At 69.9% G+C, this 26,537-nt stretch carries 30 protein-coding genes; 15 read left to right on the plus strand and 15 right to left on the minus strand.

All coding sequences use genetic code 11. The features are described from left to right. The 3 genes from VM889_02810 to VM889_02820 form a co-directional block, all read left to right on the plus strand. A partial coding sequence (locus VM889_02810; GenBank protein HVL47464.1) for a hypothetical protein occupies positions 1-206 on the plus strand: 206 nt, incomplete at its 5' end. A 291-nt stretch (positions 207-497) separates the two neighbouring features. Next, positions 498-3,062, plus strand: coding sequence for a radical SAM protein (locus VM889_02815; protein ID HVL47465.1), 2,565 nt, complete (start codon positions 498-500; stop codon positions 3,060-3,062). Between the two features lie 33 nt (positions 3,063-3,095). Beyond that, positions 3,096-3,221, plus strand: a complete 126-nt coding sequence (locus tag VM889_02820) for a hypothetical protein (GenBank protein ID HVL47466.1) — start codon at positions 3,096-3,098, stop codon at positions 3,219-3,221. Here the strand turns inward: VM889_02820 and VM889_02825 are convergent. Continuing rightward, on the minus strand, positions 3,205-4,095 hold the full coding sequence (locus VM889_02825) for a hypothetical protein (GenBank protein ID HVL47467.1): 891 nt from the start codon (positions 4,093-4,095) through the stop codon (positions 3,205-3,207). The two genes, VM889_02820 and VM889_02825, sit on opposite strands and share 17 nt — an antisense overlap. A gap of 118 nt (positions 4,096-4,213) precedes the next feature. Next, positions 4,214-4,636 carry a VOC family protein gene (locus tag VM889_02830; GenBank protein HVL47468.1) on the minus strand — a complete coding sequence of 141 codons (423 nt, stop codon included), beginning with the start codon at positions 4,634-4,636 and terminating at the stop codon, positions 4,214-4,216. 253 nt (positions 4,637-4,889) lie between these two features. Here VM889_02830 and VM889_02835 point away from each other — a divergent pair, with 253 nt between their 5' ends. Beyond that, entirely contained in the window at positions 4,890-5,375 is a 486-nt protein-coding gene (locus VM889_02835; GenBank protein ID HVL47469.1) for a hypothetical protein, read from the plus strand. Here VM889_02835 and VM889_02840 read toward each other — a convergent pair. Further along, positions 5,372-5,764, minus strand: coding sequence for a TfoX/Sxy family protein (locus VM889_02840; protein ID HVL47470.1), 393 nt, complete (start codon positions 5,762-5,764; stop codon positions 5,372-5,374). The two genes, VM889_02835 and VM889_02840, sit on opposite strands and share 4 nt — an antisense overlap. A gap of 292 nt (positions 5,765-6,056) precedes the next feature. On the opposite strand from VM889_02840, the gene VM889_02845 reads away from it, so the two are divergent. The 5 genes from VM889_02845 to VM889_02865 all read left to right on the plus strand — a co-directional run bounded on the left by VM889_02845 (position 6,057) and on the right by VM889_02865 (position 10,443). Then, positions 6,057-6,197 (plus strand): hypothetical protein, encoded by a 141-nt coding sequence (locus VM889_02845; protein ID HVL47471.1) that lies wholly within the window; start codon positions 6,057-6,059, stop codon positions 6,195-6,197. A gap of 112 nt (positions 6,198-6,309) precedes the next feature. Further along, entirely contained in the window at positions 6,310-8,073 is a 1,764-nt protein-coding gene (locus tag VM889_02850) for a hypothetical protein (GenBank protein HVL47472.1), read from the plus strand. Positions 8,074-8,141: 68 nt separating this feature from the next. Beyond that, entirely contained in the window at positions 8,142-9,554 is a 1,413-nt protein-coding gene (locus tag VM889_02855; GenBank protein ID HVL47473.1) for a hypothetical protein, read from the plus strand. Positions 9,555-9,760: 206 nt separating this feature from the next. Continuing rightward, entirely contained in the window at positions 9,761-10,204 is a 444-nt protein-coding gene (locus VM889_02860) for a DoxX family membrane protein (GenBank protein ID HVL47474.1), read from the plus strand. Between the two features lie 86 nt (positions 10,205-10,290). After that, on the plus strand, positions 10,291-10,443 hold the full coding sequence (locus VM889_02865; GenBank protein HVL47475.1) for a hypothetical protein: 153 nt from the start codon (positions 10,291-10,293) through the stop codon (positions 10,441-10,443). A gap of 40 nt (positions 10,444-10,483) precedes the next feature. Here the strand turns inward: VM889_02865 and VM889_02870 are convergent, their stop codons facing one another. After that, a complete protein-coding gene (locus VM889_02870; GenBank protein HVL47476.1) occupies positions 10,484-10,720 on the minus strand; it encodes a hypothetical protein in 237 nt (78 codons plus the stop codon). A 114-nt stretch (positions 10,721-10,834) separates the two neighbouring features. Here VM889_02870 and VM889_02875 point away from each other — a divergent pair, with 114 nt between their 5' ends. After that, positions 10,835-11,716, plus strand: a complete 882-nt coding sequence (locus VM889_02875) for an alpha/beta fold hydrolase (protein HVL47477.1) — start codon at positions 10,835-10,837, stop codon at positions 11,714-11,716. Here VM889_02875 and VM889_02880 read toward each other — a convergent pair whose 3' ends face one another. Next, on the minus strand, positions 11,717-13,087 hold the full coding sequence (locus VM889_02880; protein HVL47478.1) for a helix-turn-helix domain-containing protein: 1,371 nt from the start codon (positions 13,085-13,087) through the stop codon (positions 11,717-11,719). It abuts the gene before it with no gap. A gap of 162 nt (positions 13,088-13,249) precedes the next feature. Between VM889_02880 and VM889_02885 the strand changes: the two genes are divergently transcribed. Then, on the plus strand, positions 13,250-14,164 hold the full coding sequence (locus VM889_02885; GenBank protein ID HVL47479.1) for a patatin-like phospholipase family protein: 915 nt from the start codon (positions 13,250-13,252) through the stop codon (positions 14,162-14,164). A 174-nt stretch (positions 14,165-14,338) separates the two neighbouring features. On the opposite strand, the gene VM889_02890 is transcribed toward VM889_02885, so the two are convergent. From VM889_02890 to VM889_02920, 7 genes are all read right to left on the minus strand, one after another. Then, entirely contained in the window at positions 14,339-14,518 is a 180-nt protein-coding gene (locus tag VM889_02890) for a DUF5320 domain-containing protein (protein HVL47480.1), read from the minus strand. A 67-nt stretch (positions 14,519-14,585) separates the two neighbouring features. Beyond that, positions 14,586-15,218: a MarR family transcriptional regulator gene (locus tag VM889_02895; protein HVL47481.1), complete on the minus strand. Its 633-nt coding sequence runs from the start codon at positions 15,216-15,218 to the stop codon at positions 14,586-14,588. A 90-nt stretch (positions 15,219-15,308) separates the two neighbouring features. Next, positions 15,309-17,222: a hypothetical protein gene (locus VM889_02900; protein HVL47482.1), complete on the minus strand. Its 1,914-nt coding sequence runs from the start codon at positions 17,220-17,222 to the stop codon at positions 15,309-15,311. Between the two features lie 68 nt (positions 17,223-17,290). Next, positions 17,291-18,610 carry an isocitrate lyase gene (aceA, locus tag VM889_02905; protein HVL47483.1) on the minus strand — a complete coding sequence of 440 codons (1,320 nt, stop codon included), beginning with the start codon at positions 18,608-18,610 and terminating at the stop codon, positions 17,291-17,293. Then, the gene (gene aceB / locus VM889_02910; GenBank protein ID HVL47484.1) at positions 18,607-20,211 is read right to left on the minus strand and encodes a malate synthase A; all 1,605 of its coding nucleotides are present in this window, start codon (positions 20,209-20,211) and stop codon (positions 18,607-18,609) included. The genes aceA and aceB overlap by 4 nt, the downstream gene beginning before the upstream one ends. Before the next feature lie 98 nt (positions 20,212-20,309). Then, complete coding sequence (locus VM889_02915) at positions 20,310-20,471, minus strand: hypothetical protein (protein HVL47485.1); 162 nt, start codon at positions 20,469-20,471, stop codon at positions 20,310-20,312. Positions 20,472-20,546: 75 nt separating this feature from the next. Continuing rightward, entirely contained in the window at positions 20,547-20,783 is a 237-nt protein-coding gene (locus VM889_02920) for a hypothetical protein (GenBank protein ID HVL47486.1), read from the minus strand. A gap of 109 nt (positions 20,784-20,892) precedes the next feature. On the opposite strand from VM889_02920, the gene VM889_02925 reads away from it, so the two are divergent. Then, positions 20,893-21,510 (plus strand): DNA-3-methyladenine glycosylase 2 family protein, encoded by a 618-nt coding sequence (locus VM889_02925; protein ID HVL47487.1) that lies wholly within the window; start codon positions 20,893-20,895, stop codon positions 21,508-21,510. Here the strand turns inward: VM889_02925 and VM889_02930 are convergent. Continuing rightward, a complete protein-coding gene (locus tag VM889_02930; protein HVL47488.1) occupies positions 21,507-21,752 on the minus strand; it encodes a hypothetical protein in 246 nt (81 codons plus the stop codon). The two genes, VM889_02925 and VM889_02930, sit on opposite strands and share 4 nt — an antisense overlap. A 76-nt stretch (positions 21,753-21,828) precedes the next feature. Here VM889_02930 and VM889_02935 point away from each other — a divergent pair, with 76 nt between their 5' ends. From VM889_02935 to VM889_02945, 3 genes are all read left to right on the plus strand, one after another. Next, positions 21,829-22,539 (plus strand): DUF3891 family protein, encoded by a 711-nt coding sequence (locus tag VM889_02935; protein ID HVL47489.1) that lies wholly within the window; start codon positions 21,829-21,831, stop codon positions 22,537-22,539. 112 nt (positions 22,540-22,651) lie between these two features. Continuing rightward, positions 22,652-24,124 carry a hypothetical protein gene (locus VM889_02940; GenBank protein ID HVL47490.1) on the plus strand — a complete coding sequence of 491 codons (1,473 nt, stop codon included), beginning with the start codon at positions 22,652-22,654 and terminating at the stop codon, positions 24,122-24,124. 89 nt (positions 24,125-24,213) lie between these two features. Continuing rightward, complete coding sequence (locus tag VM889_02945; protein HVL47491.1) at positions 24,214-25,083, plus strand: ion transporter; 870 nt, start codon at positions 24,214-24,216, stop codon at positions 25,081-25,083. Between the two features lie 6 nt (positions 25,084-25,089). Here VM889_02945 and VM889_02950 read toward each other — a convergent pair whose 3' ends face one another. Continuing rightward, complete coding sequence (locus VM889_02950) at positions 25,090-25,935, minus strand: ZIP family metal transporter (GenBank protein ID HVL47492.1); 846 nt, start codon at positions 25,933-25,935, stop codon at positions 25,090-25,092. A gap of 14 nt (positions 25,936-25,949) precedes the next feature. Next, positions 25,950-26,537 (minus strand): hypothetical protein (locus tag VM889_02955; protein ID HVL47493.1); only part of this gene is annotated, 588 nt, incomplete at its 5' end.

Genomic DNA, 26,537 nt, shown 5'->3' on the forward strand with positions numbered 1-26,537 from the left:
CCGCAAACCAATACGCCGCCCCCGTCCATCCCCGTCCCGCAGGCGGCACGATGAGCATGCGCGGCAGGCGGCAGGGCTCGCCGATCTCGAGCGCGAACAGGCTTCCCGCGCGGGCGCCGCAGCGTCCCCTGCGCGATGTGGAGCGTGAAGGGCGCGCGGTCGGGGCACGCGATGTCGTGCTCGGCGAGGCCGAGGCCCGTCGCTGAACTGGCGGCGCAGGACGCTCTTGATCGGGCCGAAGGTGTCGGGTGACCCCGGTCTTTTTCACCGCAAGTCGGGAACGGGCTGTGCGAAACAGCCTTACCCTGCCAAGCCCTGTCACGCACGGTCCGGGCTGCGTCCCGGGGGAGGTGAGGGATTGGAAACGATCGACGTCAAGTGGCTCGAGAAGCTCGAGATGACCAGTCTGCACACGAACACCGTGATGACGCACTTCCCCGCCGCCTGGTAGGGAATCGTCGGGCCGGCGTTCGGCGTCGTGGCCTGCGCCGGTCCTCTTGCCCGAACTCCTCACCGTCCAGGACGCCCTCACGCGGCACCGGGGGCTCGTCCTTGATGCGATCCGCGAGCCGCGGCTCGAAGGCCTCATCTGGGAAGCGACGCTCGCGTGCAACCTCGCGTGCGCCCACTGCGGGAACCCGGTCGAGGGGAAGGAAGGCGACGGGCCGTGGCGCCACGGCCAGGAGCTGAAGACCGACGAGGTCAAGCGCATCTTCTCCGAGGTCGCCGCGGACTTCCCGCCCGGCACGATCAGCATCGGCATCACGGGCGGCGAGGCCACGCTGCGGAAGGACCTCTCTGAGATCGTCGCCCACCTGCGCGACCTCCGGTTCAACGTCTCGCTCACGACGAACGGCATGCTCACGGGCCGCGACCCGGCGCTCCTCGACCGGCTCGTCGAGAGCGGCGTGCGCCTCTTCACGATCTCGATCGACGGCCTCAAGGAAGGCCACGATCGCCAGCGCGGCATCGACGGGAGCTTCGATCTCGCGGTGTCCACCATCCGGCAGCTGCGCGAGCGCCACCCGAAGGTGCAGATCACGGTCAACACGATCGCGACGCCGCTCAACTGGAAGGACATCCCGGGCGTGTACGCGCTCATGCAGGAGCTGAAGGTCCCGCTCTGGAACCTCGGCCCCGTCTCGCCCGTCGGCCGCGCGAAGGATCCGCTGACGCACCTCACGAACGAGCAGCTGCGCGACCTGCTCGAATGGATCACCGAGAAGAACAAGCCCGCGAACGTCGAGGCGACGGGCGTCCGCGTCGCGTGGGTCTGCGACGGCTGGGTCGGCGCCGCGTTCGAGGGCCGCGTCCGCGAAAGCATGTTCTTCTGCGGTGCGGGCACGCGCATCGCGAGCGTCCTCTACGACGGCAAGGCCGCGACGTGCCTCGAGGTCCGGCGCGAGATCGGCGTCCAGGGCGACCTCCGCAAGGAGCGCCTCAAGGACGTGTGGGAGCGGCGCTACGACTGGTTCCGCGGGGACCGCTCGCGATTCCGCAAAGGCCCCTGCGTGAGCTGCGACCAATGGGACTGGTGCCAGGGTTCGTCCCTGCATCTGCGCGAGGCGGACGGCGAGCTCATCGAATGCATCTACCATCGCCAAGCGCAAGCGAAGCCGCGGGACGGCACCGGCCTCCCGACGGTCATCGACAGCGTCGAGCTTGCGCCGCTCACCATCGTCGAGCGCGGCGGGACGTTCATCGTCGGCAACGACGACACGGGCACGTTCGCCGAGATGCCGCCCATCGGCGTCGCGGTGATCCGCGCGCTCCAGCGCGAACCGTTTGTCGAGAAGGCCCGCGCGGTCGTGAAGGCGCAGCAGGCGCGCGACGTCGACGTCGCCGCGTTCGTGCGCTCGATCGCGGCGGGCGGGTTCGTCGCGAAGATCAACGGCGTCGCGCTCGAGGGCGCGGACCTCCCGAAGCGGCGCCGCAAGCTCTTCGAGAACGTCCCGCCGGAGCGCCTCCGTTTCCTAAAGGGGCCGCTCTTCTGGTGGATCACGCTCCTGCCCTTTGCGGCCGCGCTCGCGCTCATGGCGCGGGACGCCTGGTACCGCCCGCTCTGGAGCGACTTCCTCGTCTCGCCGATCTACACGATCGTCGGCCTCTCGCTCTTCGCTTCCATGACGATCCTCGTCGCGAAGCACGAGCTCGGCCACGTCCTCATGGCGCGCGCGCTCGGCGGCCGCGCGTCGCTCGGCGTCTCGACGCGTCTCGCCTATCTCGTCGTCGAGACGGACGCCTCGAACCTCTGGGTCCTTCCCCGCAAGGATCGCATGAAGGTCTACGCCGCGGGAATGGCGACGGACATGTTCGTCATCGGCGTCCTCACGCTCCTCCTCGCCGCGGGCCGCGAATGGGGGGTCGGCCTCTTCGCGAGCGACGGCTTCCAGACGGTCGCGCGTCTCTTCATCCTCGGGTCGCTCCTCATCGTGCTCTTCCAATTCTTCTTCCAGGTGCGCACCGACGTCTACTACATGGTCGCGCACGGGCTCGAATGCCGCAACCTCTACGGCGACGCGCGCCAGTGGCTGCGCCGCCGCTTCGCGTGGGCCTGGCCCCGCTGGCGCAACGTCCCCGAGCCGAACGCTTCCGCCCGCGAGATGCGATGGATCCGGATGTACGGCGTCCTCCACTTCGTCGGCGTCGGGGTGTTCTTCGTGTACTTCTTCGGTTTCATCGTCCCGACGCTTCTCTTCGTGTACGGGCACGCCATCGACCATCTCTGGAAGGAGGTCGTTGCGCCAGGCTCGCAGGAGCCGGTCGTGCTCGTCGACAGCCTGTCGTTCTTCCTCATCCACGGGCTCTACTTTGGAGCCGTGGCGTGGCTCGCTTGGCGGGAGCGCCGCCGCGACGCGACGGGCCTTGCGACGAACGCGGGCGGTCGCGCCCCCGTGGACGCGGCGACCGCGCGACTCCTGTCGCACCCGGCCCCCGACGGCATGGCGAGCACCGTGGGCGGGAGGCTCTACCAGATGGACCCCGAGCGCGCGCGCCAGCGCGCCGTCGTTCTCGGTCCGCACCTCAAGGCCGCGACGCTCCGCGCGAGCCGCGAACGCTGACGGGCCGAAGGTTCAAGGGCGCGCGACGTCGACGTGCCGCTCGCGAGCGCCATGAAGCTCATGGCGCCGCTCGTCTGGCTCATGAACCGCCGTCTCCAGCGCAAGCAGCTCGGGAAGATGAAGGCGCTGCTCGAAGCGAACGTTAGGGCGTCACGTTGAGCGGCTCGTCCCGCGTCGCATTCACGGAGTCGTTGGAGGACTCATTGTCGACGATCGACGCGTTCGTCACGTTCGTCTCCATGGCCTCGCGCTCGGCAGCGGTCGCGTTCCGCCATTCGTCGAGGCTCGCGAACCGCTCGCCGATGGTGCGCACCTCGACGAGGCGGAGCACCTCGGATCCGTCCGCGGCGGCTTCCGCGATGAGACCGACGTCCGGAGCATAGTAGGCCCACTCGACGTCGCCGTCGAGCGGGTCCGTCTCGCGGACGACGAGGACGTCGGTGAAGTTGCCGAACGGAACCTCGAGCGTATGATTCGCGGCCACGTCGCGCGCGATGTCCTCGGCGACGTTCGGCGCGTACTCCTGGTAGTACGACCCGTTCGCCGGCGGGGTCGCGTGCATGATGATGCCGGCGCGGGCGTTCGCGACGCCAGCCTCCCACGAGCCCGCGTCCGAGACGGTGCTCCTTCGTTCGAAGGACAGCGTATCCTCGCCGAGGTACCAGACGTTGCCTTCGCGATCCTGGGCGTACCAGTCCTGCGTGACCTCGACGACCTCGCCCTCGAGGACCGTCGTCTCGCGGACGATGGTCGCGTTCACGCCCTGGATCGTTTTCGTCTCGTTCGTCACCGTCACGAGCTTCCGGCCCGAATCGCCGCCTTCAGCGTACGCATAGACGTATTGCGTTCCGGGGGTGAGCGGGAAATAAGGATGGTCGACGCCTCCGGTGAAGTTGGCGGCGTCGATCATCGGGGGCGGCGCGCCCGGGCGCGTCTCCGCCGCCCCGGTTCCTTGGGGCGCCGCGAGCGGGACGGCGAGCGCGAGCGCGAGCATGAGCGTGACGACACGCAAGAGAGCGCGACCGGATTGCATGGCGATCGGTCGTGCCGCGCGCGGGAAGCCGCTTGTGGCCGACGCGCCGAAGCGGGCGCGGCGGGCGCCCAGCGGTCCGTGGAAGCCCGCGGCCGCCTCGGCGACGGCGCGCGGACGCTCACGGGGGGAGGGTCAGGCGCCCATCGGCCGCGCGCGGGAAGTGGGGGTTCCAGGCGATTTCCCACAGGTGTCCGTCGAGGTCCGCGAAATAGCCGGAGCGGCCGCCCCACGGCGCGTCTTCCGCGGGCTTGACGACGCGCGCCCCGGCGGCCTCGGCCCTCCTGAGCGCGAGGTCCACGTCGTGGGGCTCGGCCACATTGGCCGCGATCGCCAGGGCCCGGAAGCCGTCCCCCCGGGCGGGGACGCGGGCATCCTCGGCGAGAGCGTCGCGACCGAAGAGCGCGAGCGCGACGGCGCCGCCTGAAAGGAACGTGACGTCCTTGTTCGACGCGCCCGAGCGACGCCAGCCGAGGGCTTCGTAGAAACGCGTTGCCGCGTCGAGATCCTCGACGCCGAGCGTCACCAGGCTGATCCAGTGCATGTCCGGCGAGGCGCGCCATGGGGCTTCATCTTCTCCCTGGGCGGCGCCGTCCCGGACGGACGGCCGAGGCCGACCTCCGCCATCGCGAGGGCCGCGCCGGTCCGGGCCGGTCGGAGGGCAATGACGTCCGCCACGCTCCGGATGCGCGCTTCGATGCCCGATCCCCGTCCTCCTTGACATGGCCGCGATGGGTGAGCGTCGCGAACGCTCCCGAGCCGATGCGCTCATCCACCGCGCGCCCGCTCGGCCCCGCATGTCCGCTCCCCCGTCACGCCTCGCGATCGTCGGCGTCTCGTTGCTCGTGCTCACCGGTTTCCTCGCCGTCGCGAGCGGGATCCTCTTCATCGTCCGCGACGAGCCGTTCACGGGCCCTGGGGGCGAAGCCGACGACCTCGGCGTGACCGCGGCCGAAGTGGAGGCGTTCTCGCCGCACGTCGCCGAGGCGCTTCGCACGCTCCACAAGGAGCTGGGCTACGTCAGCCTCGGCTGGGGCGTTTTCGTCGCGGGGCTCGCGATCGCGTGGCATGCGACCCGCGCGAACGCGGTGCGGCTCGCCCTCTGGGCGGGCGCGGTTCCGACGCTGTTGCTGACGGTCGCGCGCAACGCGTCGACGGGTCGGGAGATCCTGCACGTGGGCACGCTTGCCGCCCTCGCGGCCTTCGCGCTGTTCGCGATCGGGATGGCGCTCACCTACGTCGCGCCATCGCCGAGCGCGACGCCGCCGCGCGCGCCGGCTTAGCGCTTCGCCGACTTCTTCGAGGACGTCCTGGAGCGCCGCGCCACGCCCGCCCTCTTCGCTTCTTTGGGCCCTTGAGCTCGCGCGTAGGCGAGACCCTGCGCGAGCCAAGCCCGGAGCGTCGCGTCCTTCGTCCACGCGGGGGCTTCGACCTCGATGAAACCCGGCATCGGCCGCTTCGTGAAATCCATCGGTCGGGTGTGCGGCTTCGCGAGGGCCTCGTCCTGGTCCGCGGGATCGATGCGCACCATGAGACGGTCCTTGATGATGCCCGCGAACATCCGACCGTCGACCATGAACGCGACGCCGCCGAACATCTTCTTCGACGTGATGCCGCGCTCGCGGGACGTCGCGGCGCGGATCGCCATCACGAGGACTTCATTGTAGGGCATCGAGGGGCGGATGGACCGGCGCGACGATCAATCCGCCCCCCGACGCCTCAGAATGTCCGTTCGCCGGACGGAGGCCCCGTCGGATCCGACGAGTGGTAGAGCTTGTCGACGCTCGCGCGGCGCCTCGGCGTCGGCCTTCGGCTCCTTCTCCCATCCCATCGCGTCACGAGCGGCTTCTGGATGTGCCCGTTCGGTCGTTTCAACGGCGCGTCTAGTGACGATGTTGGATGGTTCAAGGGTCTCGCCAAAGTGCTTGATAACCCCGAGCGCGAAGACGGATGCAGGTGCGTGCATGGAACTCGAGTGCCTCCAATGCGGCGTGCGGATGGCCCACTGGGACGAGCGACGACACGCCGTCCCGCCCGTCGCCGCCCTCTGCTCGACGTGCTCGCATCCCGCGTGGCGCAAACCCGGGGCCTGGCGGGGCCCCTGACCTGCTGGCTGCAACGACTGTCCAGCCGGGCCCCGGAACGCCTCCAGTCCGACGTGACGAAGCCCCCCAACATTGAAGTGGGTCCCGGGGGACTCACCCGGGGGAGGCTCCCATGTCCGGTCGCACGTTCCTCACGCTGACCTTCGCATCGATCCTTGTCGCCGCCGCGTTCGCCGCGCCGCTTGCGGGCGGGCATCCGGGCCGCGTGGCCTTCGAGGCGGCCGAGCCGCCGAATCCCCATCAGAAGACCTGCATCCCGGAAGCGCTCGCGAACGACGAGGCGGGCGGGGCGTGCCCGAGACTTCCCTTCGTCTCCATGCACCAACCCATGATCCCTCCCGAGGGGCACACCATCCTCGATGCCTTCGCCTACGCGCCGCTTGCGCCGCTGCAGAATCCCGCGGCCGGCCGCGAACCGACGAGCTTCGTCGCCTCCCTCGACCGCGCATCGAACGGCGACCTTCCGCCAATCCTCCTTCCCGGCATCAACGCGTTTCGCGCATGGTATGGTCTCTGGCAGGACACGAACGGCGACCGCGTCCTCGACGTCCGTGTGCGGCCGACGAGCGTGAACAACGCGCCGCCGGAAGCGCCCCCGGTGAATCCGAGCTACGCCGGCATCGAACCCGGCAACGAGTACGTGCCCGCCGACCAGGCCCTTCCCGGGTTCAAGGACCTCTACGCCTTCATCGAGCCCGGGAGCCGACCGCCGCTCACCTCCGAGGCCGCCCGGACCACCTCCACGGAGTACGACTTCAAGTACGCGGTGGCGGGCAGCTATTACGACCGCCAATACCGATCAAGCACCTTCGTGCCGATGCTCGACGGTTCGCTTCTCGAGCCCATCGTCGTCGAAAGCGTCAGCGACCTCGTCCTGATCACGGATGAGAACACGGGCAAGCCCTACCGCGTCGGCCCCTCCGGTCTCGTGGACATCGATCGGTACGTCGCGCTGAACGGCATCGTGACGACGGTGTACCAGGCGACGGCCGCGCCCGTCGTCCGCGCCGTCGCGACGCCCTCCACGGGCATGTGCCCCAATGCGTGCGTCTTCCCGCCCTTGCCGGTTCCCGTACCGGGGGGAATCATGGGCGCCGCCTTCGGGAAGTACGAACACGAGGTCGATCCCGCGCTCGCGTCCGACCCGCGCCGCGCGAGCACGGCGTCGGGGCGCCTCGACGACTACCAGTCCGCCTACCGCGGCTGGGTGGACGTCCTGGCAACGTACTCGTTCGGGGCCGCATCCACCTCGCCGAGCGTCCTCAAGAAGAACATGCCCTTGCCGGGCCGGGGCGAGGAGGGCGGCGTGGCGGTCCTCCCCGGAACGCTCGTCAGCATCGAGGCGTGGTCCGGCGTCTGGAAGGATCACAACCGTGACGGATACGTCGGCGCCGTCGACGTCGCCGACCCCCACGAGGACGGGAACCACCCGCAGGCGGACCGGTACCGCGACCACCTGGGGGAATTCCTGAAGTGGGGCGTCGTGGACGAGGCTGGGAAAAACGCAGCGCTCTTCGTGACCCTCACGCCGGATTCGACTTGGGGGGATCTCGGAGTCCACATGTGGAGCGAAGGCGGGTATCCTTCGACGGACACGTCGCGCTGCACCACCCTCCCGAACGGCGGGCGTACCTGCGAATACCTTACCGAAAACACCTGGTGGCGCGACGACCGCGCGATCCGCATGCAGCTCGGAGCGTATACCGGAGAGACCGGTCACTGGAAGGGGGTCCATTATCTGTGGTTCCCCGAAGGGACCCTGGAGACCGGTTTCACCCTCTGCACGGAGCTCCGATATGTCGTGTATGAAGAAGCCGGCGTCACGAACCCGGACCCCGTCCGGGACTGCGACTACGTCGAGCGCCTCGCGCGATAGGGTGCCGCCCTCCACCGGGGAAGGGTCTACCACAACAGCTTTAGCGCCCCCGAGGCGATGCCCGCGGCATGGCCGCCCGCTTCCTGGTCGCCCTCACGCTCCTTGCCGCCCCCGTCCTGGCCGGCTGCATCGGCGCCAAGACCGACATCCCCGGAAATGACGACCCGATCATCCCGACGGGGCTCTTCGCCTCGAACGAGAGCCTGTGGCTCGATCCGCAGGACGCGCCCCACCCGGCGTTCAACTTCCCGACGCTCGCGAACCCGCCGCTCAACGGGTCGGACTATCCCGACTTCTGGAAGCCCGTCCCGATGGCGCCCATCCCCGCGACGATCAAGGGCCTCAAGCCCGTCGCCCGCGCCGCGGACGCGGGCTCGAAGCAGGCAGGCGGCATCGCGGTGTTCGGAAGCCTCGTCGTCAAGCCGGGCTTCGGCCGCGACGCGCAGACGGCCGTGATCGACATCTCGGACCCGATGGCGCCCCAGGTCCTCTCGACGATGGACGTCCAGACGCGCGGCGCGGGCATCATCGCCTACCCGAACGGTCGCCTCCTGACCGTCCTCTCGACGAGCCAGAACATCCTCGTCTACGACATCACGGACCCCACCTCGCCGAAGCAGCTCCCGAGCCTCGAGTCCCCGACGGGCTCGCACAAGCTCGGCGTCGTCCCCGGCACGCCGATCGTGTACAACGCGAACAGCAACGGCGGCGGCGGCGCGACGGGCAACTTCCTCGACCCGACCGCGAATGTCGGCTCGGGCAACGGCCAGACGGAGATCTACGATCTCTCGAACCCGGACGCTGACGCCTTCGAGCCGATCATCTTCAAGAACGGCTACGGGTGCCACCACATCTACTTCTGGATCACGGCCGAGAAGCAGCGCGCGCTCTGCGCGGGCCTGCAGTACACGCAGATCTGGGACATCGCGAACCCGCTCGAGCCCAAGGTCATCGTGAGCATCCCCGTCCACCACGGCGTGAACCCGGTCCCCGCGGTGAGCGCGGTGCCCGTCATGTTCAGCCACTCGGCGATGTACAATGACGACGGCACGGTCCTCGTCGTGGGCGACGAGATGATGGGCGGCGGCACCGCGGAGTGCGTCGGCGTCGGCACGCCCGCGACCCAGGTCTCGGGCCCGATGGGCGCGCTCTGGTTCTACGACGTCAAGGACGAGAAGAACCCGAAGCTCCTCGGCTGGTTCAGCCCGCCCCCGTTCCGCGCGACGAACCCCGGCCCCATGACGGCCGGCTGTACGGCGCACCACGGCCGCCTCGTCCCGGACCCCGAGGGCAAGAAGGACCTGATGGTGTTCGCGTTCTACGGCGCGGGCACGGTGCTCGTGGACTTCACGAACCCCACGACGCCCAAGATGCTCGACCAGCACAATGCCGGCACGAACACCTGGGAATCCTGGTACGTGAACGGCTGGATCGTGACCGGCGACCTCGCGAAGGGCGTCGAGATCCTGCAGCTCGAGTGATCGGGCCGCATCGCCATCCCCGACCCGGGATCGACGTTCCGGCGCTCGCCGCGCCCCGCGCGGCGAGCCCTCGACGTCTTCGCGGGCCGGGGCCCTCTCCTTCTTGCTTCCCGAGGCTGGGCGCCGGCTCGGCCGCGGGCGATCGGCGCCCGTCATCGAAGTGTCGGCGCAAGCCGTGAAGCGGACGGGGGTCGCGACCCGCCTCGATGCGCGCGATGGACCTCGTCTTCCTGCTCGGGCGACTGCTCTTCGGCGGCTTCTTCCTGCTCAGCGCGGTCAACCACTTCGCGGGGACGCGGACCCTCGCGTCCGTCGCCGAATCCTCCGGCGTCCCCTTTCCCACGTTCGCGGTCATCGCGACGGGCGGCATCCTCCTCCTGGGGTCGATCAGCGTGACGCTCGGGATCCTCCCCCGGCTCGGGCTCGCGCTCATCGGCATCTTCCTCTGGGCCGTCACCCCGATCATGCACGCGTTCTGGATGATCGACGATCCCCAGCAGGCGATGCTGCAGACGATCCTGTTCCTCCGCAACGTCGCGCTGTTCGGCGCCGTCCTCGCGCTCGCCGCGATGCCGACCCCTTGGCCCCTCAGCGTCGGAAGCCACCTCGCGAAGGGCCGCGAGGAGCGACGCGTCGGCCGGTACGTTTGACGCCGTCGCCATGACGGCCGCAAGCGGCCGCGGGGGGCGTTTCCGCCCCGCCACCTTCATGAGGCGGACGCGAGAGAGAACGGGGCATGGGCCGCGCCGACCCCGGCTGGACGATGCTCGTCTTCGCCGTCGGCCTCATCCTGCTCTTCGTCCTCGTCCTGGTCTCGATGACGGACGACGGGCGCGCGGCCTACGAGGAAGGGATGCGCGCCGCGCGCCGCCTCGCGCGCGGCCCGTGATCGGGAAAAGCCGGGACGCGGCCCGGCCGATCGAGCCGCTTCACATGCGCGGCCAGTTCAGGTTGTGGGCCTGGTTGACCTGATTGAGAAGCTCGTTCGAGCTCTCGAAGCGATCCTTCTGGACGGGCTGGAGCGCGTCGCGGATCGTGACGGTCTTGCCCTCGGCGACCTCGACCGTCGTGTTGCCCTTCTTGTTGATGATCTCCTGCTTGGTCGTCGGGAACTGGATGTCCGTCAGAGCCTGCTTCACGCGGTCGGCGTATTGCTTGGGTTCCATGGTGGATTCCCTCCAGAAACCCGGAGGGGGATCCGGTTGGCCATTGTGGAACGTTTGCCGCATCGGACGGGGGGGGTCCGCACGGTTCAAGGGCGCCGCCGTTGTTGGTCGCGCATGGACCCCGCTTCGCTCCCCATCGTCGTCCGCGAGATGCCCTTCCGGCGGACGAGCGTGGAGGCCGACGGCGTCCGGCTGAACGTCGTCGACGACGGACCTCGCGACGCCCCGACGCTGCTCGCCCTCCACGGCAATCCGACGTGGTCGTTTCTCTGGAGGAAACTCATCGCGCGCGGCCTCGCCGAAGGGTACCGTGTCGTCGCGCCGGACCTTGCCGGCTTCGGGCTGTCCGACAAGCCGCGCGATCCGCGGTACTATGGGCTCGCGCGGCACGTCGCCAACGTCCGCCGGGTCGTCGAATCGCTTGACGTCCGCCGCGCGACGCTCGTTCTCCACGATTGGGGCGGGCCCGTCGGCATGGGCCTCGCCGTGGCCGCGCCCGAGCGAGTGGAGCGTCTCGTGATCGCGAATACGCTCGCCTTCGCGCCGAAGTCCGAGCGATCCCTCAGCGCCTGGCACGCCTTCTTCGCCTCGCGGCCGGGCGCCGCGCTTGGTCGACGTTTCAACCTGGTCGCCAGGACGGCGTTCGCTTTCGGGGCGCGCAGGAGGCTTGATCCCGACGTCCTCGAGGCCTATCTCGCGCCGCTTCGCGACCCGGGAGCCCGGCTCGCGGCTTCGCGCTTCGTCCAGATGGTTCCGGATGGGCCCAGCCACCCCGAGGCCTCCACGCTGGCGGGCTACGAGGCCGATTATCCGAAGCTCGCATCGAAGCCTGTGCTCGTGCTCTGGGCGGACCGGGACCCGGTCATGCCGGCGAGGCTCGCCGAGCGATGGAGGCGCGATTTTCCGAACGCCGTCGTGCGACACGTCTCGCGGACCGCGGGCCACTTCTGGCAGGAGGACGATCCCGCGCCGTTCCACGACGCCATCTTCGCGTGATCAGGCCTTGCGGTCGACGGGAGCCCCTTCGACCGCGATGCGGACGAGCCCTTCTTTCTGAAGCTCCGCCGCGCGGACCGCCAGGGGACGCGCTTCGCGTCGCATCCGCTCGTATTCGGCGAGCAGGGCCCGGATCATCTCCGGATTGTTCGTGTGGAGGATCGCGTCTTCCTGGTCCGCGAGCGCTTCGACGCTCGGGGAATCCGGCAATGCCCCTTTCCTCAACGCGAGGAAGGCTTCGCGGTCGTCATAGATCCAGAACCGGAGCGGACCGGGGTCGTCGAGGTGGGCGATGTCCCACGATCCCGGGATGGACCCGTCGCGGGCGTAGGCGTCGAGCTCCTCGACCCTCGTGAACCGATGGATCGACGCGATCACCATGTCCGGCCTGTCGTGGAAGATCCCGAAGAAGTCCTTGAAGAATCCGCGGCGCGTGTCGGGAGGATTCTGGCGCACGAACGTCATCCTCCGCGCCCCGCGATCGATGATATCGAGATTGGCCGAAAGGACCTCGGCCCGTGATCGCAGCACGCGCGAGAAGTATCGGGGCTCGGGTCCCCCCTCGATCGTCTCCGCCGTGAGGATCTTGGATCGGAACCACAGCGTCTCGACCAACGCATGGATGACCTGGACGATGCCGCGGTGGTCCGTGTGGATCCCCACGTCCTTGCCCGTCGCAAGGCTGGCGTCGTCGGGCGCGAAGTTCACGACGAAGGCCTTCGAGCGGTCGACGATCACGATCTTCGACTTGAGGCCCATGTCCTCGGCATCGTGGGCCCGGACGCGCCACGAGATTCCCGGGAGCAGCTCAGCGAGCGCAGCGAACCCGCGGACGGGCGGAACGAGAACGCGAACCTCGACCTTCCGGCCGACGAGGTCCATGAGGACATCGCGGTGGGCCCGAGCGCGCTCCGCGAAACCCGGCGTCGCGAGGATGAGGACCTCCACCTTCGCAGAGGTCAGGATCTGCTCGGCGGTCTTGAGGACATTCTTGCGCCCGCGGACGACGTTCACGGCTCCCTTGTCGGAAACCTCAGACTCGCCGACGATCCGGAAGGCCGAGGCGAGCTCCGGGGCGTCTCGATCGAGCGAGGCGAGCTCGCGCGCTTTCTCAACGCGGAGGCGCTCGAGATAGGATTCGAGCGGGATGGGGTTGTACCGGCGCGGATGCTCCGGCAGGATGCCGGCGAGACCCTTCTCGTGCAGCTGGTCGAGGGCGGCGTAGACCTTCGCGCTCGGCACGCGGCCAAGGGTTGCGATGTCGCGGGCCGTCGCGGTTCCGAGGTCGAGCAGCGCGAGATAGCAGCGGGCGCCATATTCGGACAAGCCGAGGCGCTGAAGCGACGCAATCCGCTCTGACGTGACCGGCACGACCCTGAACCTTCCCACCCAACAGCACGCCTTGAGCCTGCATAATCTATTTGGGCCGGCCGTCAAGCCGCGCGCCGCGTGGCGGGTTTCGGGGAGGGATCCCCACCCTTATAAGGGAAGGAACGACGAATGAGGGGCCATGCGCGCACCGGAGAGGGGGACGTGAAAGGGCTCGTCCTCTCGGGCGGCGGGGGACGCGGCGCCTACGAGTACGGCGTGTACAGCGCGCTCGCCGACCGCGGCATCGCGTTCGACGTCATCTCCGGCACGAGCGTGGGCGCCATCACGGCGGCGTTCATCGCGAGCGGCGTCGAGCACGCGCGCATCGAGGCCCTGTGGCGCGCCATGGGGGCGTTCCGCGTCGCGCAGCCGCGAAGCGACGTGTGGACGCTCCCGCGGTGGACGAACCTGCTCGACACGCGACCCCTGCGCCGGTTCCTCGAGGACAACCTGGACCTCGAGGCCGTGCGAACGAGCCCCACGCAGCTGCGCTTCACGGCGGTCGACGTCGACACCGGCGAGCTGACCGTGTTCCGCAACCGCGACGTCACGATCGACCACCTCCTCGCCTCGAGCGCCATCCCGATCCTCTTCCCGATGGTCGAGGTCGACGGTCGCCACTACTGGGACGGCGGCGCGGTCGCGAACACGCCCATCGGTCCCGCGATCGAGGCGGGCGCGACGGAGATCTACACCGTGCTGCTTTCGCCCATGGCCTCGAAGCCGCTCACGCCGCCCGAGAACCTGTGGGAGGCCATCACGCGGCTTTCGGAGCTGAGGATGCTCGGGAACCTCAAGGAGGACATCAAGCAGGCGAAGGCCGTGAACCGCATCATCGCGCGCGGCTTCGCGGACCCCAATTGGAGACACGTGGACTTCCACGTGATCAGCCCCTCGGACGGCCTCGGCCTCCTCACGATGCTCAACTTCTCGCCCACGAAGGCCGCCCACCTCATCTCGCGGGGGCGGGAGGACGGCCTCGCGTACCTCGGGCGCGGCGAGCAGGAAAGCGCGCTCGAGGAAGTCGCAGACGCGGAGCAGCGCGAGGACATGCGGGCAAGAAGGGGAAGGGTTTAGCTCAAGGCATGACTGCGGGCCCTCGTGGCGGCCTCCCGCGGAATCCGGGCGCGCCGGTCCCGGTCCCGGACCCGGACCCGGACCCGACGCCCGGCGCCCGGCGCCCGGTCCCGGCACCCGACTCCCGGGCCCGCCGCCCGACGCCCGGCGCCCGGCGCCCGGGCCTGGTCCCGTTCACGCGGCGGAGAGTTCCTGGATGCGCTCCCGCACGCCCTTGAGCTCTCCCTCGAGCGCGGCGGCGTATTCTTCGAGCCACCGCTTGCGCTCCTCGCGCGTCCAATACCTTCGACGGACCCAGTCGCTGCCCGATTCTGCGTAGCACATGTCGGTCGTTCCTGCGGCGTCGCGCCGCAAGATCCGATAGGCCGCGCAAGGCTATGTCGAGCGCGTGGGCGCGTGACTTCGTCCCGCGCGCGCCCGGTCACGCCGCGAAGCCGGGGGCGTCGCCCGCGATCGTCACGAGGGATTCCGAGGGCCCGGGGGGCGCGAGGCCGTACAGCTCGGCGATGGCGGAGAGCACCGCGTGCGCGCCGGCGAAGCGCGGGTGGCCCCCGGGCGGCACGTCGGATTCAACGGTGACGGTCCCGGCGCCCGCGCGCACGCGGACGCGCGCGCCTTCGGCCTCGGTCGTCCACGTGAGCACGATCTCGCCCGGCCCTCCCGACTGGCCATACCAACGCAGGCCGCGGAACCATCGGCGGCCCAAGAGCTCCGCGACCGCCTCGGCCTCGACGTGCGGAGGGAGGAGCGCGGACACGAGCGTGATGGACGCTCCGGGGACGGGGGACACGGAACGGCCCTCGAGCGCCGCGAAGCCGGCCTCCGTGAGGCGGTAGCCGGCGGGGTCGCGCGCGACGAGGCCGCGCGATTCGAGCCGTCGCAGCGTCCGCACGAGCGCCTGCTGGTGCACGTCGAGCCGCCGGCGCAGGCCCTGGAACGCGACGCGCGCGTCGCCCTCGCGCGCGAGCTCCGTGAGGATCGAAAGCTCGCGGTCGGGGAGCGCGTCGGCAACGCGTGTCGGGCGTTCGAGGTGGAGGTCTCGCTCTCGCGACATCTCGCGTAGCCATGCGCGCGGTCGGAGGATAAGGACATCCGAAGTCGCGCTTCGGGTCCCGCCCGCGTGACCGGACGGGCCCGAACCCGGTCACGGTGCCGGCAGGAGGCCTTCGAGCGTGAGCGTCGAGTGCACGAAGTAGCCGCGGAAGTGCTTGAGCGGCGCCCATTGCCAGCCCTGCCGCCAGTCGTGGAAGCGCTCGTGCTCCTGGGGGATGAGGCGGACCATGCGGGCTTCCTTGCCGGAGAGGAGGACGTCGATCGGGATCGCCGCGCCGAACGTCCCCTCGACCGTGGCGACCGTGTCCCAGTCGCGGCCGTCGAGGCTCGTCTGCACGAACGCCTTCACGCGCGCGTCGGCGGGCTGGAGCGAGGCGCCCCAGAAATCGTCGCTTCGCCACGGCGCGAGGATGGCTTTGCCGCGCACGCGGTCGAGCTTCGCGCCGTCGCCGGCCCAGTACGTGTGGTAGAAGCTCGCGGAGTCGTAGCGGTTGATGCCTCCGAACCAGCAAGGGTGCGTCGTGAAGAAGCGCTCCATCACGTGCGTCTCGCACGCGCGCTCGAGGATGCCGGTCGCGAGCGCGGGCGGCGACGTCGCGACGACGTCCGCGTAGAGGTCGAAGCCGCTCGCGTCGAGGAAGCCCGAAAGGCCCTGAGCCGCCGACTGCGGCGCGCGCACGCGGAGGAAGCGGAAGGCGCGTCCGTCGCCCTCGAACTCGAACTCCACGTATTGCCGATCCGGCGCCCCGGGCGGAGAGGTCGAGACGAAGACGTAGCGACCCGTGCCCGCGAGCGACCACGCGACGCCGTCGGCGCTCGTTTCGACGAGAAGGGGCGTCGTGAAGGGATCCGGCAGCCCGTCCTCGCCGGCGGGCGGCGTGAACTGCTGCTCGACCGCGAACGCGCGCCCCCAGGCCTTGCGGAGCGCGTACGTTGCGTCGCCGAAGAAGTACGTGTTGTGGCCCATGTGGTTGAAGCACGCTCCGCCCGAAGCGGAGAACTCCATCATCGAGACCGCGCCGGGAACGTTGCCGCACCGCGCGACGAGAACGTGATGCACGTCGTGGACGGTCACGATCGCGGAGGCCTCCGACCGGTACCCCGTCGCGTCCGTGACGCGGACGCGCACCGCGTGCGTCCCGACGGGGAGGCTCGCCGACGCGTTCGCGCCGCTCGTCTCGAGGCGGCCGTCGCCGTCGAGGTCCCACGCGAAGACGTAGGGTGCGGTGCCGCCCGACGCGCTCGCGAAGAGAGCGTGGGCATCCAGCGTCCCGTAGTTGTAGGCGCCGACCGGGTGCGCGGCCGAGGCCACGGGGAGCGACACCGTGGGCGGCGTCGTGACGGTGAGGCGGTACGTTTCGGGTCCGGAGAAATAAGGTCGGACGCGCGCGGTCCAGGCGCCGCTTGCCGGGTTCGCGACCGTGATCCGCTCGGGCTTCGACGACGTCTCGCCGGCGGCGCCCGTGGTCGTCGTCCCGCGCGCGAGCTGGAAGTCGAGGTCGTTGGCGCCGCTCGTCCAATCGAGCGTCGCGTCGAGGCGCGCGACGCCCGCGGGCACCGCGAAGGCGTGCGTACGGCCGTCGAAGCTGTTGACGAAGATGATCTCGTCGGGCGCGCCCGCGAGGATCGTGCCCGTGACGTCGAGGAGAACGTTCGGCGCGTCGATGCGGTGGAGAACCATGTCGGAAGCCACCGCGCCGTTCGCGTCGGTCACCGTGAGGGTGAGCGCGAGCGTGCCGGCGACAAGCCCGGTCGTCGCGTAGGTCGTCGCCGGCGAGGTCGCGTCCGAGAAGCGCGCGGCTTCGCCCCCGCTCCACGCGTAGGCGAGGGGCGGGACGCCGCCGAAGGCCCGGCCGTCGAGGGGAATCGGTTCGCCGGGCGCGACCCGGAGGGTCGACCCCGCGTCGACTGCGAGGGGCTCGCCGGCCCCCGCTCCCGGGGGGATCGCGAATGCGAGGGAACCGAGGACGAGGAGGGCGGCGAGAGCGACCGGCGTGGAACGCATGCGTGAGCCTCGCCCCCCGAGCCGGTTTCGGGGCGTTTAACCCTTTTCGCGAACGCGCCGCCGCATCCTCAGTGCTGGAACTGCTCCTCCTCGGTGGACCCCTTGAGCGCGAGCGTGGAGCCCTTGCCGCCCGAGATGACCTGCGCCACCTCGTCGAAGTAGCCGGTGCCGACCTCGCGCTGGTGCTTCGTCGCGGTGTATCCGAGCCTCTCGAGGTCGAATTCGCGCTCCTGGAGGCGCACGTAGGCGGGCATCCCTTCGGCGGCGTATGCGCTTGCGAGCTCGAACATGCCCGCGTTCAGCGCGTGGAAGCCCGCGAGCGTGATGAACTGGAAACGGTAACCGAGCTCGGCGAGCGTCGCGTTGAAACGCCCGATGGTGGCGTCGTCGAGGTGCTTCCGCCAGTTGAAGCTGGGGGAGCAGTTGTACATGAGCGCCTTCCCTGGGTGCTTCGCGTGGATGGCTTCCGCGAACGCCCGCGCCTCGTCGAGGTCGGGCTTCGACGTCTCGAACCAGAGGAGATCCGCGTAGGGCGCATACGATTCCGCACGCGCGATCGCCGATTCGATGCCGGCCTTGACGCGGAAGTAGCCTTCCTGCGTGCGCTCGCCGGTCGCGAACCGGGCGTCGCGCGCGTCGACGTCGCTCGTGAGGAGGGTCGCGCCGAGCGCGTCCGTGCGGGCGACGATGATCGTCGGGACGCCCGCGACGTCCGCCGCGAGGCGCGCGGCGGTGAGCGTGCGGATGTGCTGCGACGTGGGAACGAGGACCTTGCCGCCCATGTGGCCGCATTTCTTCTCGGCCGCGAGCTGATCCTCCCAGTGGACGCCCGCCGCCCCCGCCTCGATCATGGATTTCATGAGCTCGTACGCGTTGAGCGGCCCGCCGAAGCCCGCCTCCGCGTCGGCCATGATGGGCGCAAGCCAGTGGCGCTTGGGACGACCGGTTTCGGCCCACTCGATCTGGTCGGCGCGGCGGAGCGCGTTGTTCAGGCGTCGGACGACCTCCGGGACGGAGTTCGCGGGATAGAGGCTCTGGTCGGGATACACCTGGCCCGCGAGGTTGTTGTCGGCCGCGGTCTGCCAGCCCGAGAGATAGATGGCCTTGAGGCCGGCCTTCACCATCTGCACCGCTTGTCCGCCCGTGAGCGCGCCCAGGGCCCCCACCCAGGGCTCGGTGCGGAGCAGCTCCCAGAGCCGCTCGGCTCCGAGCCGCGCGAGCGTGTGCTCGACGTGGACGGATCCGCGCAGGCGCACGACGTCCTCGGCGGAATAGTCGCGCACGATGCCTCGCCAGCGTTCCGAGGCGGACCATTCGCGCGCGAGGGCGCGCGCGTCGTCGCGGGCCCGCTCTTCCAACGTCGTCACAACTTCGGCCTTCTGCTTCATGCGGTGTTGCTCCTTCGAGACTCGACGAGCCTGTCGTAGGCGGGAATCGTGAGAAATTCGACGAAGTCTTCAGCGAGCGCGACGCGTTCCAACAACGCTCGCGCTTCCTGGAGCGCAGGCGCCGGTCGCGATTCGCGAATCGCGCGCGTCTCCTCGTCCAGGATCGCGCGCACGAGCTTCGCGTCGATCGCGCGGCCGTCGTCAAGCTTCGCGCCGCGGCGGACCCACTGCCACACCTGGGCGCGCGCGATCTCGGCCGTCGCCGCGTCCTCCATCAGGTTGTGGATCGCGACCGCGCCGAGACCGTTGAGCCACGCCTCGATGTAGAGGAGCGCGACCTCGACGTTGTTGCGGAGGCCGGCTTCCGTGACCTTCGGTTCGAGCCCCGGCGCCAGGAGAGCCTCGGCATCCGCGTGGACGTCCTCGCGCAGGCGGTGCTTCTGGTGCGGCGCGTCTCCGATCTTCGCGTCGAAGACCGCGCGCGCGACGGGCACGAGGTCGGGGTGCGCGACCCAGGTCCCGTCGAAGCCGTCATCGGCTTCGCGCAGCTTGTCCTCGCGGACCTTTCCGAATGCGCGCGCATTCGCGACTTCGTCCTTGCGGCTCGGCACGAAGGCCGCCATCCCGCCCATCGCGTGCGCGCCGCGCCGGTGGCACGCGCGGACGAGCTGGAGCGCGTAGGCGCGCATGAACGGGGCCGTCATCGTGATCGCGGCGCGGTCGGGGAGGACGGCGCCGTGGACGCGGCCGAGGCGCTTGATGTAGCTGAAGATGTAGTCCCAGCGACCCGCGTTCAGGCCGACCGCGTGGTCGCGCAGCTCGTAGAGGATCTCTTCCATCTCGAAGGCGGCGAGGATCGTCTCGATGAGGACGGTCGCCTTGATCGTGCCGCGCGCAAGGCCCAACTCCTCGCTCGCGGCGACGAAGACGTCGTTCCAGAGCCTCGCTTCGAGATGGCCTTCGAGCTTGGGGAGATAGAAGTACGGACCGGAGCCGCGCTCGACGAGCGCGCGGGCGTTGTGGAAAACGTGCAACCCGAAATCGAGCAGGCTCGCCGCGACGGGCTCGCCGTCGACGAGGACGTGTCGATCGACGAGGTGCCATCCGCGGGGCCGGACGACAAGCGTCGCGGTCTTCCCGGCGAGCCGGTACGATCGGCCCTCGGGCGTGGCGAGCGCGAGCGCGCCGCGGGCGAAATCTCGGAGGTTGACCTGGCCTTCGACCACGTTTGGCCACGTCGGCGACAGCGCGTCCTCGAAATCCGCCATGAAGACGTTCGCGCCCGAGTTGAGCGCGTTGATCATCATCTTCCGATCGACGGGTCCCGTGATCTCGACCCGCCGGTCCTCGAGGTCGGACGGGACGGGCCCCACCTTCCATTCGCCTTCGCGGACGTGGCGCGTCCCGGGAAGGAAGCCGGGACGCTCGCCGCGGTCGAACGCCGCCTGCCGCTCCTGGCGGCGCGCGAGGAGCGCGCGGCGCGGGGGATCGAAGCGGCGGTTGAGCCGCCCGACGAAGGCGAGCGCTTCGGGGGTGAGGACCTCCCCGGCCCGTTCGACGGGCGGGCCGAGCAGGGTGACGTCTTCGTGGGTGAGTCGCATGGAGAGCCTCCCGGAGGCGAAGGGTTCGGGAAGGAAGTCCCTTGCGCCTCATGTTGTCAAGGATGGAACCCTCAGGGCGGGCGCCACCCGCCCCGGGGTCACGGTGCGCTGGCGAACGACCAGGACAGGCCCGTCGTCGCCTCGACGACGACCACCTGCCCCTGGCAGTCGACGCAATGTCGGACGTGCGCGAGGAGCGCGGGGTCGGGCGCCTGTTCGGGGGGCTGATACTCGAGGCCGAACTTGCAGGCCTGGTCCATGTGCGCTCTTTTGTCACGGCGGCGCAAGTAGTTTGCCCCACGCAGGACGCTCGATGTGAGCCGATCGGTCACATCTCATCGGAGCCGGTCGCGGTCGCGCGCGCCATAGCGATCCGTCGATGAATCGCCGGAAATGAAGCGATCGCTCGACGCCATGACGGCGATGCCGACGATGAGGAGGAGCACGGCCACCACGACGGCGGGCGGGATGAAGGCGCCGAGCGACGTCTGCGTGAAAAGGACCCAGACGCCGGCGAGGACGATGACGAGGCCGATCATGTAGACGACGAGGCTCGGCGTGCGGTTCGCCACGGGTGTTCCCCAGGTCTGCTCGCGCGACCGTCATGGATGACGCTTCTGGCCGGGCGTTCGTTCCGCGCCCTGGACCGGCTTCATGTCCGAGGGCGACGTTGCCCCGTCGATGTCCGATCCGCTCCTCGCGCACCTCCCGAAGGCCCGGCGCCGGTGGGCCCGCACGGACCCCGTGATGGCCGCGCTGTCCAGGAGCCGTCCGATGCCGGCCCGCGCGATCGAGACGACGACGCCCTTCGAGGCGCTCGCGACGTCCATCATCCACCAGCAGGTGTCCCTCGCCGCGGGGCGCGTCATCGTCTCGCGCGTCGCGGCCGCCGCGGGCGGGAACCTCGCGCCCGCGGGAGTCCTCGCGGCCGGCCCGGACCGCCTGCGCGCGGCGGGCCTCTCGCGCCCGAAGACCGCCTACGTGCTCGACCTCGCGGAGCGCGCGCACACGGGCGCGCTCGACCTCGACGCCCTCGCGTCGATGGACGACGCCGCGGTCGTCGATGCCCTCACCGAGGTCAAGGGCATCGGCGTCTGGACGGCGAAGATGTTCCTCATCTTCCACCTCGCGCGGCCCGACGTCCTCGCGCCCGAGGACCTCGGCCTTCAGATCGCGGTGGCGAAGGCCTACAAGGTGCCGCGCGCGCGGGCCGCCGCGAAGATGACGAAGCTCGCGCCCGCGTGGTCGCCGTACGCGAGCCTCGCGGCGCTCACCCTCTGGGCATCGCGTCGCGACTAGCGGGAGCGCGCGCGGCGCGCGACGAGCGCGATGCCGAGGAGCGCGAGCCCGACGAGGGCGACCTCGAAGCCGGGAAGCGCCCTGCGCGTCGAGCACCCGCCCGAGGGACCGCCGTGATTGTGGTTCTCGCCTTCGACGCAGGGGCCGCAGTCGACGCCCCCGCAATCGTGGGCGGCCGCGGTCGGCACGGTTGCGAGGCCGGCGAGGGCGATCATCAGGGCGACGAGCGCGTGGGCTTTCATGGCGCCCCATCCTCCGGGAGCGTCTTCAGCGTTTGGACGCGCAAGCGCCAAGCATCGTCCGCGCGCTTCCCGGCGCGTGATCGTCGAGCGGACGGGAGACGGCGTGCGCCTCACGCGGCAGACGGACCACGCCCGCCTCGCCGCCGACCTCGCGAAGGCCTTCGCGGACGTTCCCGAGCCGCGCGAGGCTTTCCTCGCGGCGGTCGCGCACCACGACGACGGATGGGACGCGGTGGACGACGCCCCTCTCCTCGACGCGTCGACGGGGCTCCCGCACGATTACCGCAACGCTCCGCGCGACGTGTACCGCGCGGTATGGCGGCGATCCATCGACCGGGCGTTGGAGCGCGGTCCCTACGTCGGCCTCCTGGTCGGGCTCCATGGTCTTTCGTTCATCCGCCCCGAGCGCGACGCCGGGGAGCGCGCGTTCCACGATGCCGAGCGCGCGCGGCAGAACGGTTTGCTCGCGAAGCTCGGCTTCGGAGGCACGTGGGACGCGCTCCCGGAGACGCCCGCGAAGCATCTTGCGCTCCTCCAGCTCGCGGACGCGTTGAGCCTTTTCGCCTGCGAAGGGTGGTCAAGCCCCTGGCGCTCGGGCCGCGTCGTCGCGACCCGGGACGACGACGGCGCCGTGCGCGTCGCGGGCGCCGGGCTCTCCGCCCGGGTCGTCGCGGGCGTTCCCTGTCGCCTCCTCCCGCAGAGGGCCTACCACGACGTGGACGCGCTGCGCGCGGATGCCGCGAAGGCCACGGCCGCCCCGCAACCGTTCGCGTTCACGCCGGCGTGACCCGTTCGGTCACGGTCGTTTCCGGCGTTTTCCGCGGACCGGTGAACAAGCGCTAGGCAAGCTATTTATTGACACTGTCAAATCGGCGGGCTTACCGAGGAGGCTCCCCCTCATGCGGCTCGTCCTTTCGACCCTCACCCTCGCGCTCGTCCTCTCGGGCGTCGGATTCGCCACCACCCCCGCCGAAGCGCAGAACGCCGACGGCTTCAAGCGATGCGGGGATCCCGAGATCGTGCTCGTGTTCATGAACCCGGACCTCCGCGTCCGCGACGACGGCTTCATCCACGCCTCGGGCAAGTTCTTCATCCAGTTCCAGGCCCGCGGCGCGAACGCCATGAAGATCGACACGTTCAAGTTTAGCTTCGGGAAGGCCTCGGGCGGCCTCGAATCGTGCTCGACGCCCGAGTGGGTCACGGGCGCGTACATCAAGAACTACCGCGCCGACAACGACTGGCGCGACGGCTTCTTCGTTCCGATCAACACGTACAACGTCGGCGACGGCGACTACGCCGCGGCCATCTCGGCGTACGACAAGGACGGCAACGAGCTCGTCCGGTACTACGCGAACGCGAAGGTCAACAATGGCGGTCGCCAGCACGGCCGCGACGGCTGCCCCGGCGAGGGCGGCAAGCCCCTGCCGTGCAAGGACTTCACGGCGCCCTGGCCCATGATCCTCCCCGGCGACGGCGAGCGCCTCGACGGCAAGACCGGACTCTACATCGAGGTCGCGGAAGACGTTTCGGAGATCACCGCCACGCTGAACGGCAAGAAGCTCGAGCTCGCGGAGACGCAGCCTCCCGCGCGCGACGACGACCTCGTGCCCGACCTCGGCTACGGACCTCTGAAGGATCAGCCGCAAAGCGAAGGTCAGATCCAGAGCGTCGTCTGGGGCAAGGCGTGGAACTGGGACGGCGTCATCCGCATGGAGGACGTCATCAAGGTCACCATCAAGGATCTCTGGGGCAACGTCGCCGAGAAGGTCGTCCACATCGGCGACCCCACCATCGGCGGCCGCGTCACGGGCGGCAACCCCGACTTCTCCATGGAGGTCGACGAGGTCGCCCAGGAGACGGACGCGAACGGCACCGCCTGGTGGAACGTCCTCTACCGCACGAAGACGGCGGAAGGCATCCACGGCGACCTCTATCTCAAGGGCGCGAAGGGCGGATCCCTCCCCGACGGCATCACAGCGAAGCTCAACCCGAACCACGTCATGATGGGCGGCAACGAAGTGCTGAACGGCACGATCCGCGTGACCGCCGGTCCGGGCGTCGCGGCGCGGACGTACGACCTCGAGCTCGTCGTCGAGTACCTCGCGGGCGAGACCCGGCTCCAGAAGATGCAGCCCCTGAAGTTCATCGTGACGTCCACGGGCGTCGCGAACGAAACCCAGGAGAAGCCCGCCGACCGGAGCGGCACGGACCAGCAGGAAGTGAGCCGCGGCAAGAAGGCCGACGAGCTTGCGGCAACGGACGTACCGCCGGCCGAGGAACCGACGAAGAAGGTTCCCGGCTTCGAGCTCGTCGCGATCCTCGCGGCGGTCGGCGCGGCGTTCGTCGCCCGACGGGTCCGTCGCGACGGGTGACCTCGCCCTGAGCGGTCCGCGCGGCGTGGACACTTCCGCGCCGCGCAAACCCTCATATTCCATCGTTCCGTAGCGCGAGCGGAGAGGCCATGCCCGAGACCTTCCGAGCCAAGACGCACCACGTCCTCGAGATCACGGGCACGAGCGACCGGTGGACGAGCGCCGTCAACGCCTTCCTCATCGCGCTCATCGCCCTCAACGTCGTCGCGCTCGTCCTCGAGACGGTGGCCTGGATCGAAGCCCAGTACGAAGGCCTCTTCCGCGCGTTCGAAATGGTCTCGGTCGCGATCTTCACCGTCGAATACGTCCTCCGTCTATGGTCGGCGCCGGAAGCTCCGGGCTTCTCGCATCCGATCATGGGGCGCCTGCGCTACGCGCTCACGCCGTACCTGCTCGTCGATCTCATCGCGATCATTCCCGCCTACCTGCCCCTCCTCGTCGCGCTCGACACGCGGTTCGTCCGCGTCCTGAGGCTCGTGCGGCTCCTGCGCGTGTTCAAGCTCGGGCGCTACACGGACTCGCTCAGCCTATTCGCCCGCATCGTCCGCGAGCGCCGGCACGACCTCATGAGCGGCTTCGCGCTGCTCCTCATGACGCTCCTCGTGATGTCGAGCCTCGTCTACTTCGCGGAGCACGAGGCGCAGCCGGAGAAGTTCCCCTCGATTCCCGACAGCTTCTGGTGGGGCATCGTCACGCTCACGACCGTCGGGTACGGCGACGTGTCGCCCGTGACGCCCGTCGGGAAGCTCCTCGGCGGCTTCACGGCCGTGATCGGTATCGGCGTCATCGCGCTTCCGGCCGCCATCCTCGCGACGGCGTTCCTTGAGGAGCTCCAGAACCGGCGCGCGGGGCCCAAGCCCTGCCCCCACTGCGGGAAGGACACGAATCCCGTGACCTTGACCCCGGGGACGGGCGCCGTCGAGCCGGCGCCCGTCACCCTCGAGGTGAAGCCCCGATGATCCCCCTCAAAGCAGCAGGAACTGAGCCGTCAGGAGCATGATGGCGAAGCCCGCGATGAGGCCCCCGTACCCGACGTAGGAGTTCGAGAAGTCCCGCCCGAGCGCGAGAAGGACCTCGACGATCACGTACAGGACCGCGCCCGCGGCGATCGCGAAGAACAGCACGCCGAGCGCGTTCGAGAAGAAGAGGATCCCGAGGAGCGCGCCGAGGATCGTCGGCACGCCCGCGAGCCCGCCGAGCCACGCGAGGCGCCCGAGCGACAGGCGGTCCCGCGAGGCGGGCGCGAGGATGGCGACGCCCTCGGTGACGTTATGCAGCGCGAAGCCGACGACGAGGAGGCCCGCAAGCGCCATGTTGCCGCCCGCGACGGCGGCGCCGACCGCGAGGCCCTCGCCGAGGTTGTGGAGGCCGATGCCGAGGGCGACAAGCGCCGCGAGGCGGAGGCGGCGCGCCGCCGGGTCCTCGGAGGCCGCGACGGCCGCGCCGCGTCGGTTGGCCACCCAGACGAGGCTCAGGATGCCGGCCGAGAGACCGACGAAGACGAGCGCCGGGCCGAGCCACGGCGCGAGGGCCGGGCCCACGAGGCCGAAGAGCGCCTCGTCGATGGGCGGCACGCTCGCGTCGCCCGCGGCGGGCACCTGCATGGCGGCGTTCAGCTTGTTGCCCATCTCCATGCCTTCGGCCGCGACGTCGATGAGGAGGAACAGCAGGACGCCGACGGAGAGCGCGACGAGGCCGTCGAGCCACTTGTCGCCCAGGCGGCGCATGAGCGGCGCGGGAAACAATCCGAGGTAGACGGGGATGACCCCGACATAGAGGCCGAGGAGCACGGCGGTGACGATCGGATCCATGGTTCAGACCTTCCTTAGTTCTCGATGCGGGGATGGACGACAAACCTGCCCTTCATGCCCATCGATGCGTGGTCGCCGACGAGGCAAAGGTACTCGTATTCGCCGGGCGCGCCGGCGACGGTCGTGTAATCGCCGAACGTGAGCGAGCCGAGCACGACGCTCGTGCGGCGGCCTTCGTCCTCGCTCGCTCCGTCGACGACGCGCGCGGTGTGCGCGTTCGTGAGCGCGTGCCCGCGGACGATGAAATCGTGCGGGTCGTTCGGACCCGCGTTGATGAGGCGGAAGCGGACCTTCTCGCCCTCCATCACGTGGAACGTCGGCGTGAGGGGCGAGGCGCGGCCGTTCACGAGCATGTACGTGCCGCCGCGCGACACCTCGGGCCCCATGTCGCTCATCGCGACGACGAACTCGTGGTCGACCTCCGCCTCGTCGGCGGCCTGGACGACGAACGCGCCGTAGAGACCGCGCTCGATGCCTTCGCCCGATTCGGGCGTGCTGACGCCGGGGACGAAGGGGCTCTCGTCCATCTCGGCGACGGAGTCGTGGTAGGCCCACGTGCCGACGGAGTCCTCGCCCACCGAGAACCGGTAGGTGTAGGTCCC

The organism is Candidatus Thermoplasmatota archaeon, assembly GCA_035540375.1.
GTDB lineage: Archaea > Thermoplasmatota > SW-10-69-26 > JACQPN01 > JAJPHT01 > DATLGO01.

Coding starts and splice junctions, on each gene's coding strand:
- VM889_02825 (HVL47467.1), bottom strand. CDS start 4,095: ATGCAATCCGGTCGCGCTCTCTTGCGTGTCGTCACGCTCATGCTCGCG.
- VM889_02830 (HVL47468.1), bottom strand. CDS start 4,636: ATGCACTGGATCAGCCTGGTGACGCTCGGCGTCGAGGATCTCGACGCG.
- VM889_02835 (HVL47469.1), top strand. CDS start 4,890: ATGTCCGCTCCCCCGTCACGCCTCGCGATCGTCGGCGTCTCGTTGCTC.
- VM889_02840 (HVL47470.1), bottom strand. CDS start 5,764: ATGCCCTACAATGAAGTCCTCGTGATGGCGATCCGCGCCGCGACGTCC.
- VM889_02845 (HVL47471.1), top strand. CDS start 6,057: ATGGAACTCGAGTGCCTCCAATGCGGCGTGCGGATGGCCCACTGGGAC.
- VM889_02850 (HVL47472.1), top strand. CDS start 6,310: ATGTCCGGTCGCACGTTCCTCACGCTGACCTTCGCATCGATCCTTGTC.
- VM889_02855 (HVL47473.1), top strand. CDS start 8,142: ATGGCCGCCCGCTTCCTGGTCGCCCTCACGCTCCTTGCCGCCCCCGTC.
- VM889_02860 (HVL47474.1), top strand. CDS start 9,761: ATGCGCGCGATGGACCTCGTCTTCCTGCTCGGGCGACTGCTCTTCGGC.
- VM889_02865 (HVL47475.1), top strand. CDS start 10,291: ATGGGCCGCGCCGACCCCGGCTGGACGATGCTCGTCTTCGCCGTCGGC.
- VM889_02870 (HVL47476.1), bottom strand. CDS start 10,720: ATGGAACCCAAGCAATACGCCGACCGCGTGAAGCAGGCTCTGACGGAC.
- VM889_02875 (HVL47477.1), top strand. CDS start 10,835: ATGGACCCCGCTTCGCTCCCCATCGTCGTCCGCGAGATGCCCTTCCGG.
- VM889_02895 (HVL47481.1), bottom strand. CDS start 15,218: ATGTCGCGAGAGCGAGACCTCCACCTCGAACGCCCGACACGCGTTGCC.
- VM889_02900 (HVL47482.1), bottom strand. CDS start 17,222: ATGCGTTCCACGCCGGTCGCTCTCGCCGCCCTCCTCGTCCTCGGTTCC.
- aceA (HVL47483.1), bottom strand. CDS start 18,610: ATGAAGCAGAAGGCCGAAGTTGTGACGACGTTGGAAGAGCGGGCCCGC.
- aceB (HVL47484.1), bottom strand. CDS start 20,211: ATGCGACTCACCCACGAAGACGTCACCCTGCTCGGCCCGCCCGTCGAA.
- VM889_02915 (HVL47485.1), bottom strand. CDS start 20,471: ATGGACCAGGCCTGCAAGTTCGGCCTCGAGTATCAGCCCCCCGAACAG.
- VM889_02925 (HVL47487.1), top strand. CDS start 20,893: ATGTCCGATCCGCTCCTCGCGCACCTCCCGAAGGCCCGGCGCCGGTGG.
- VM889_02930 (HVL47488.1), bottom strand. CDS start 21,752: ATGAAAGCCCACGCGCTCGTCGCCCTGATGATCGCCCTCGCCGGCCTC.
- VM889_02940 (HVL47490.1), top strand. CDS start 22,652: ATGCGGCTCGTCCTTTCGACCCTCACCCTCGCGCTCGTCCTCTCGGGC.
- VM889_02945 (HVL47491.1), top strand. CDS start 24,214: ATGCCCGAGACCTTCCGAGCCAAGACGCACCACGTCCTCGAGATCACG.
- VM889_02950 (HVL47492.1), bottom strand. CDS start 25,935: ATGGATCCGATCGTCACCGCCGTGCTCCTCGGCCTCTATGTCGGGGTC.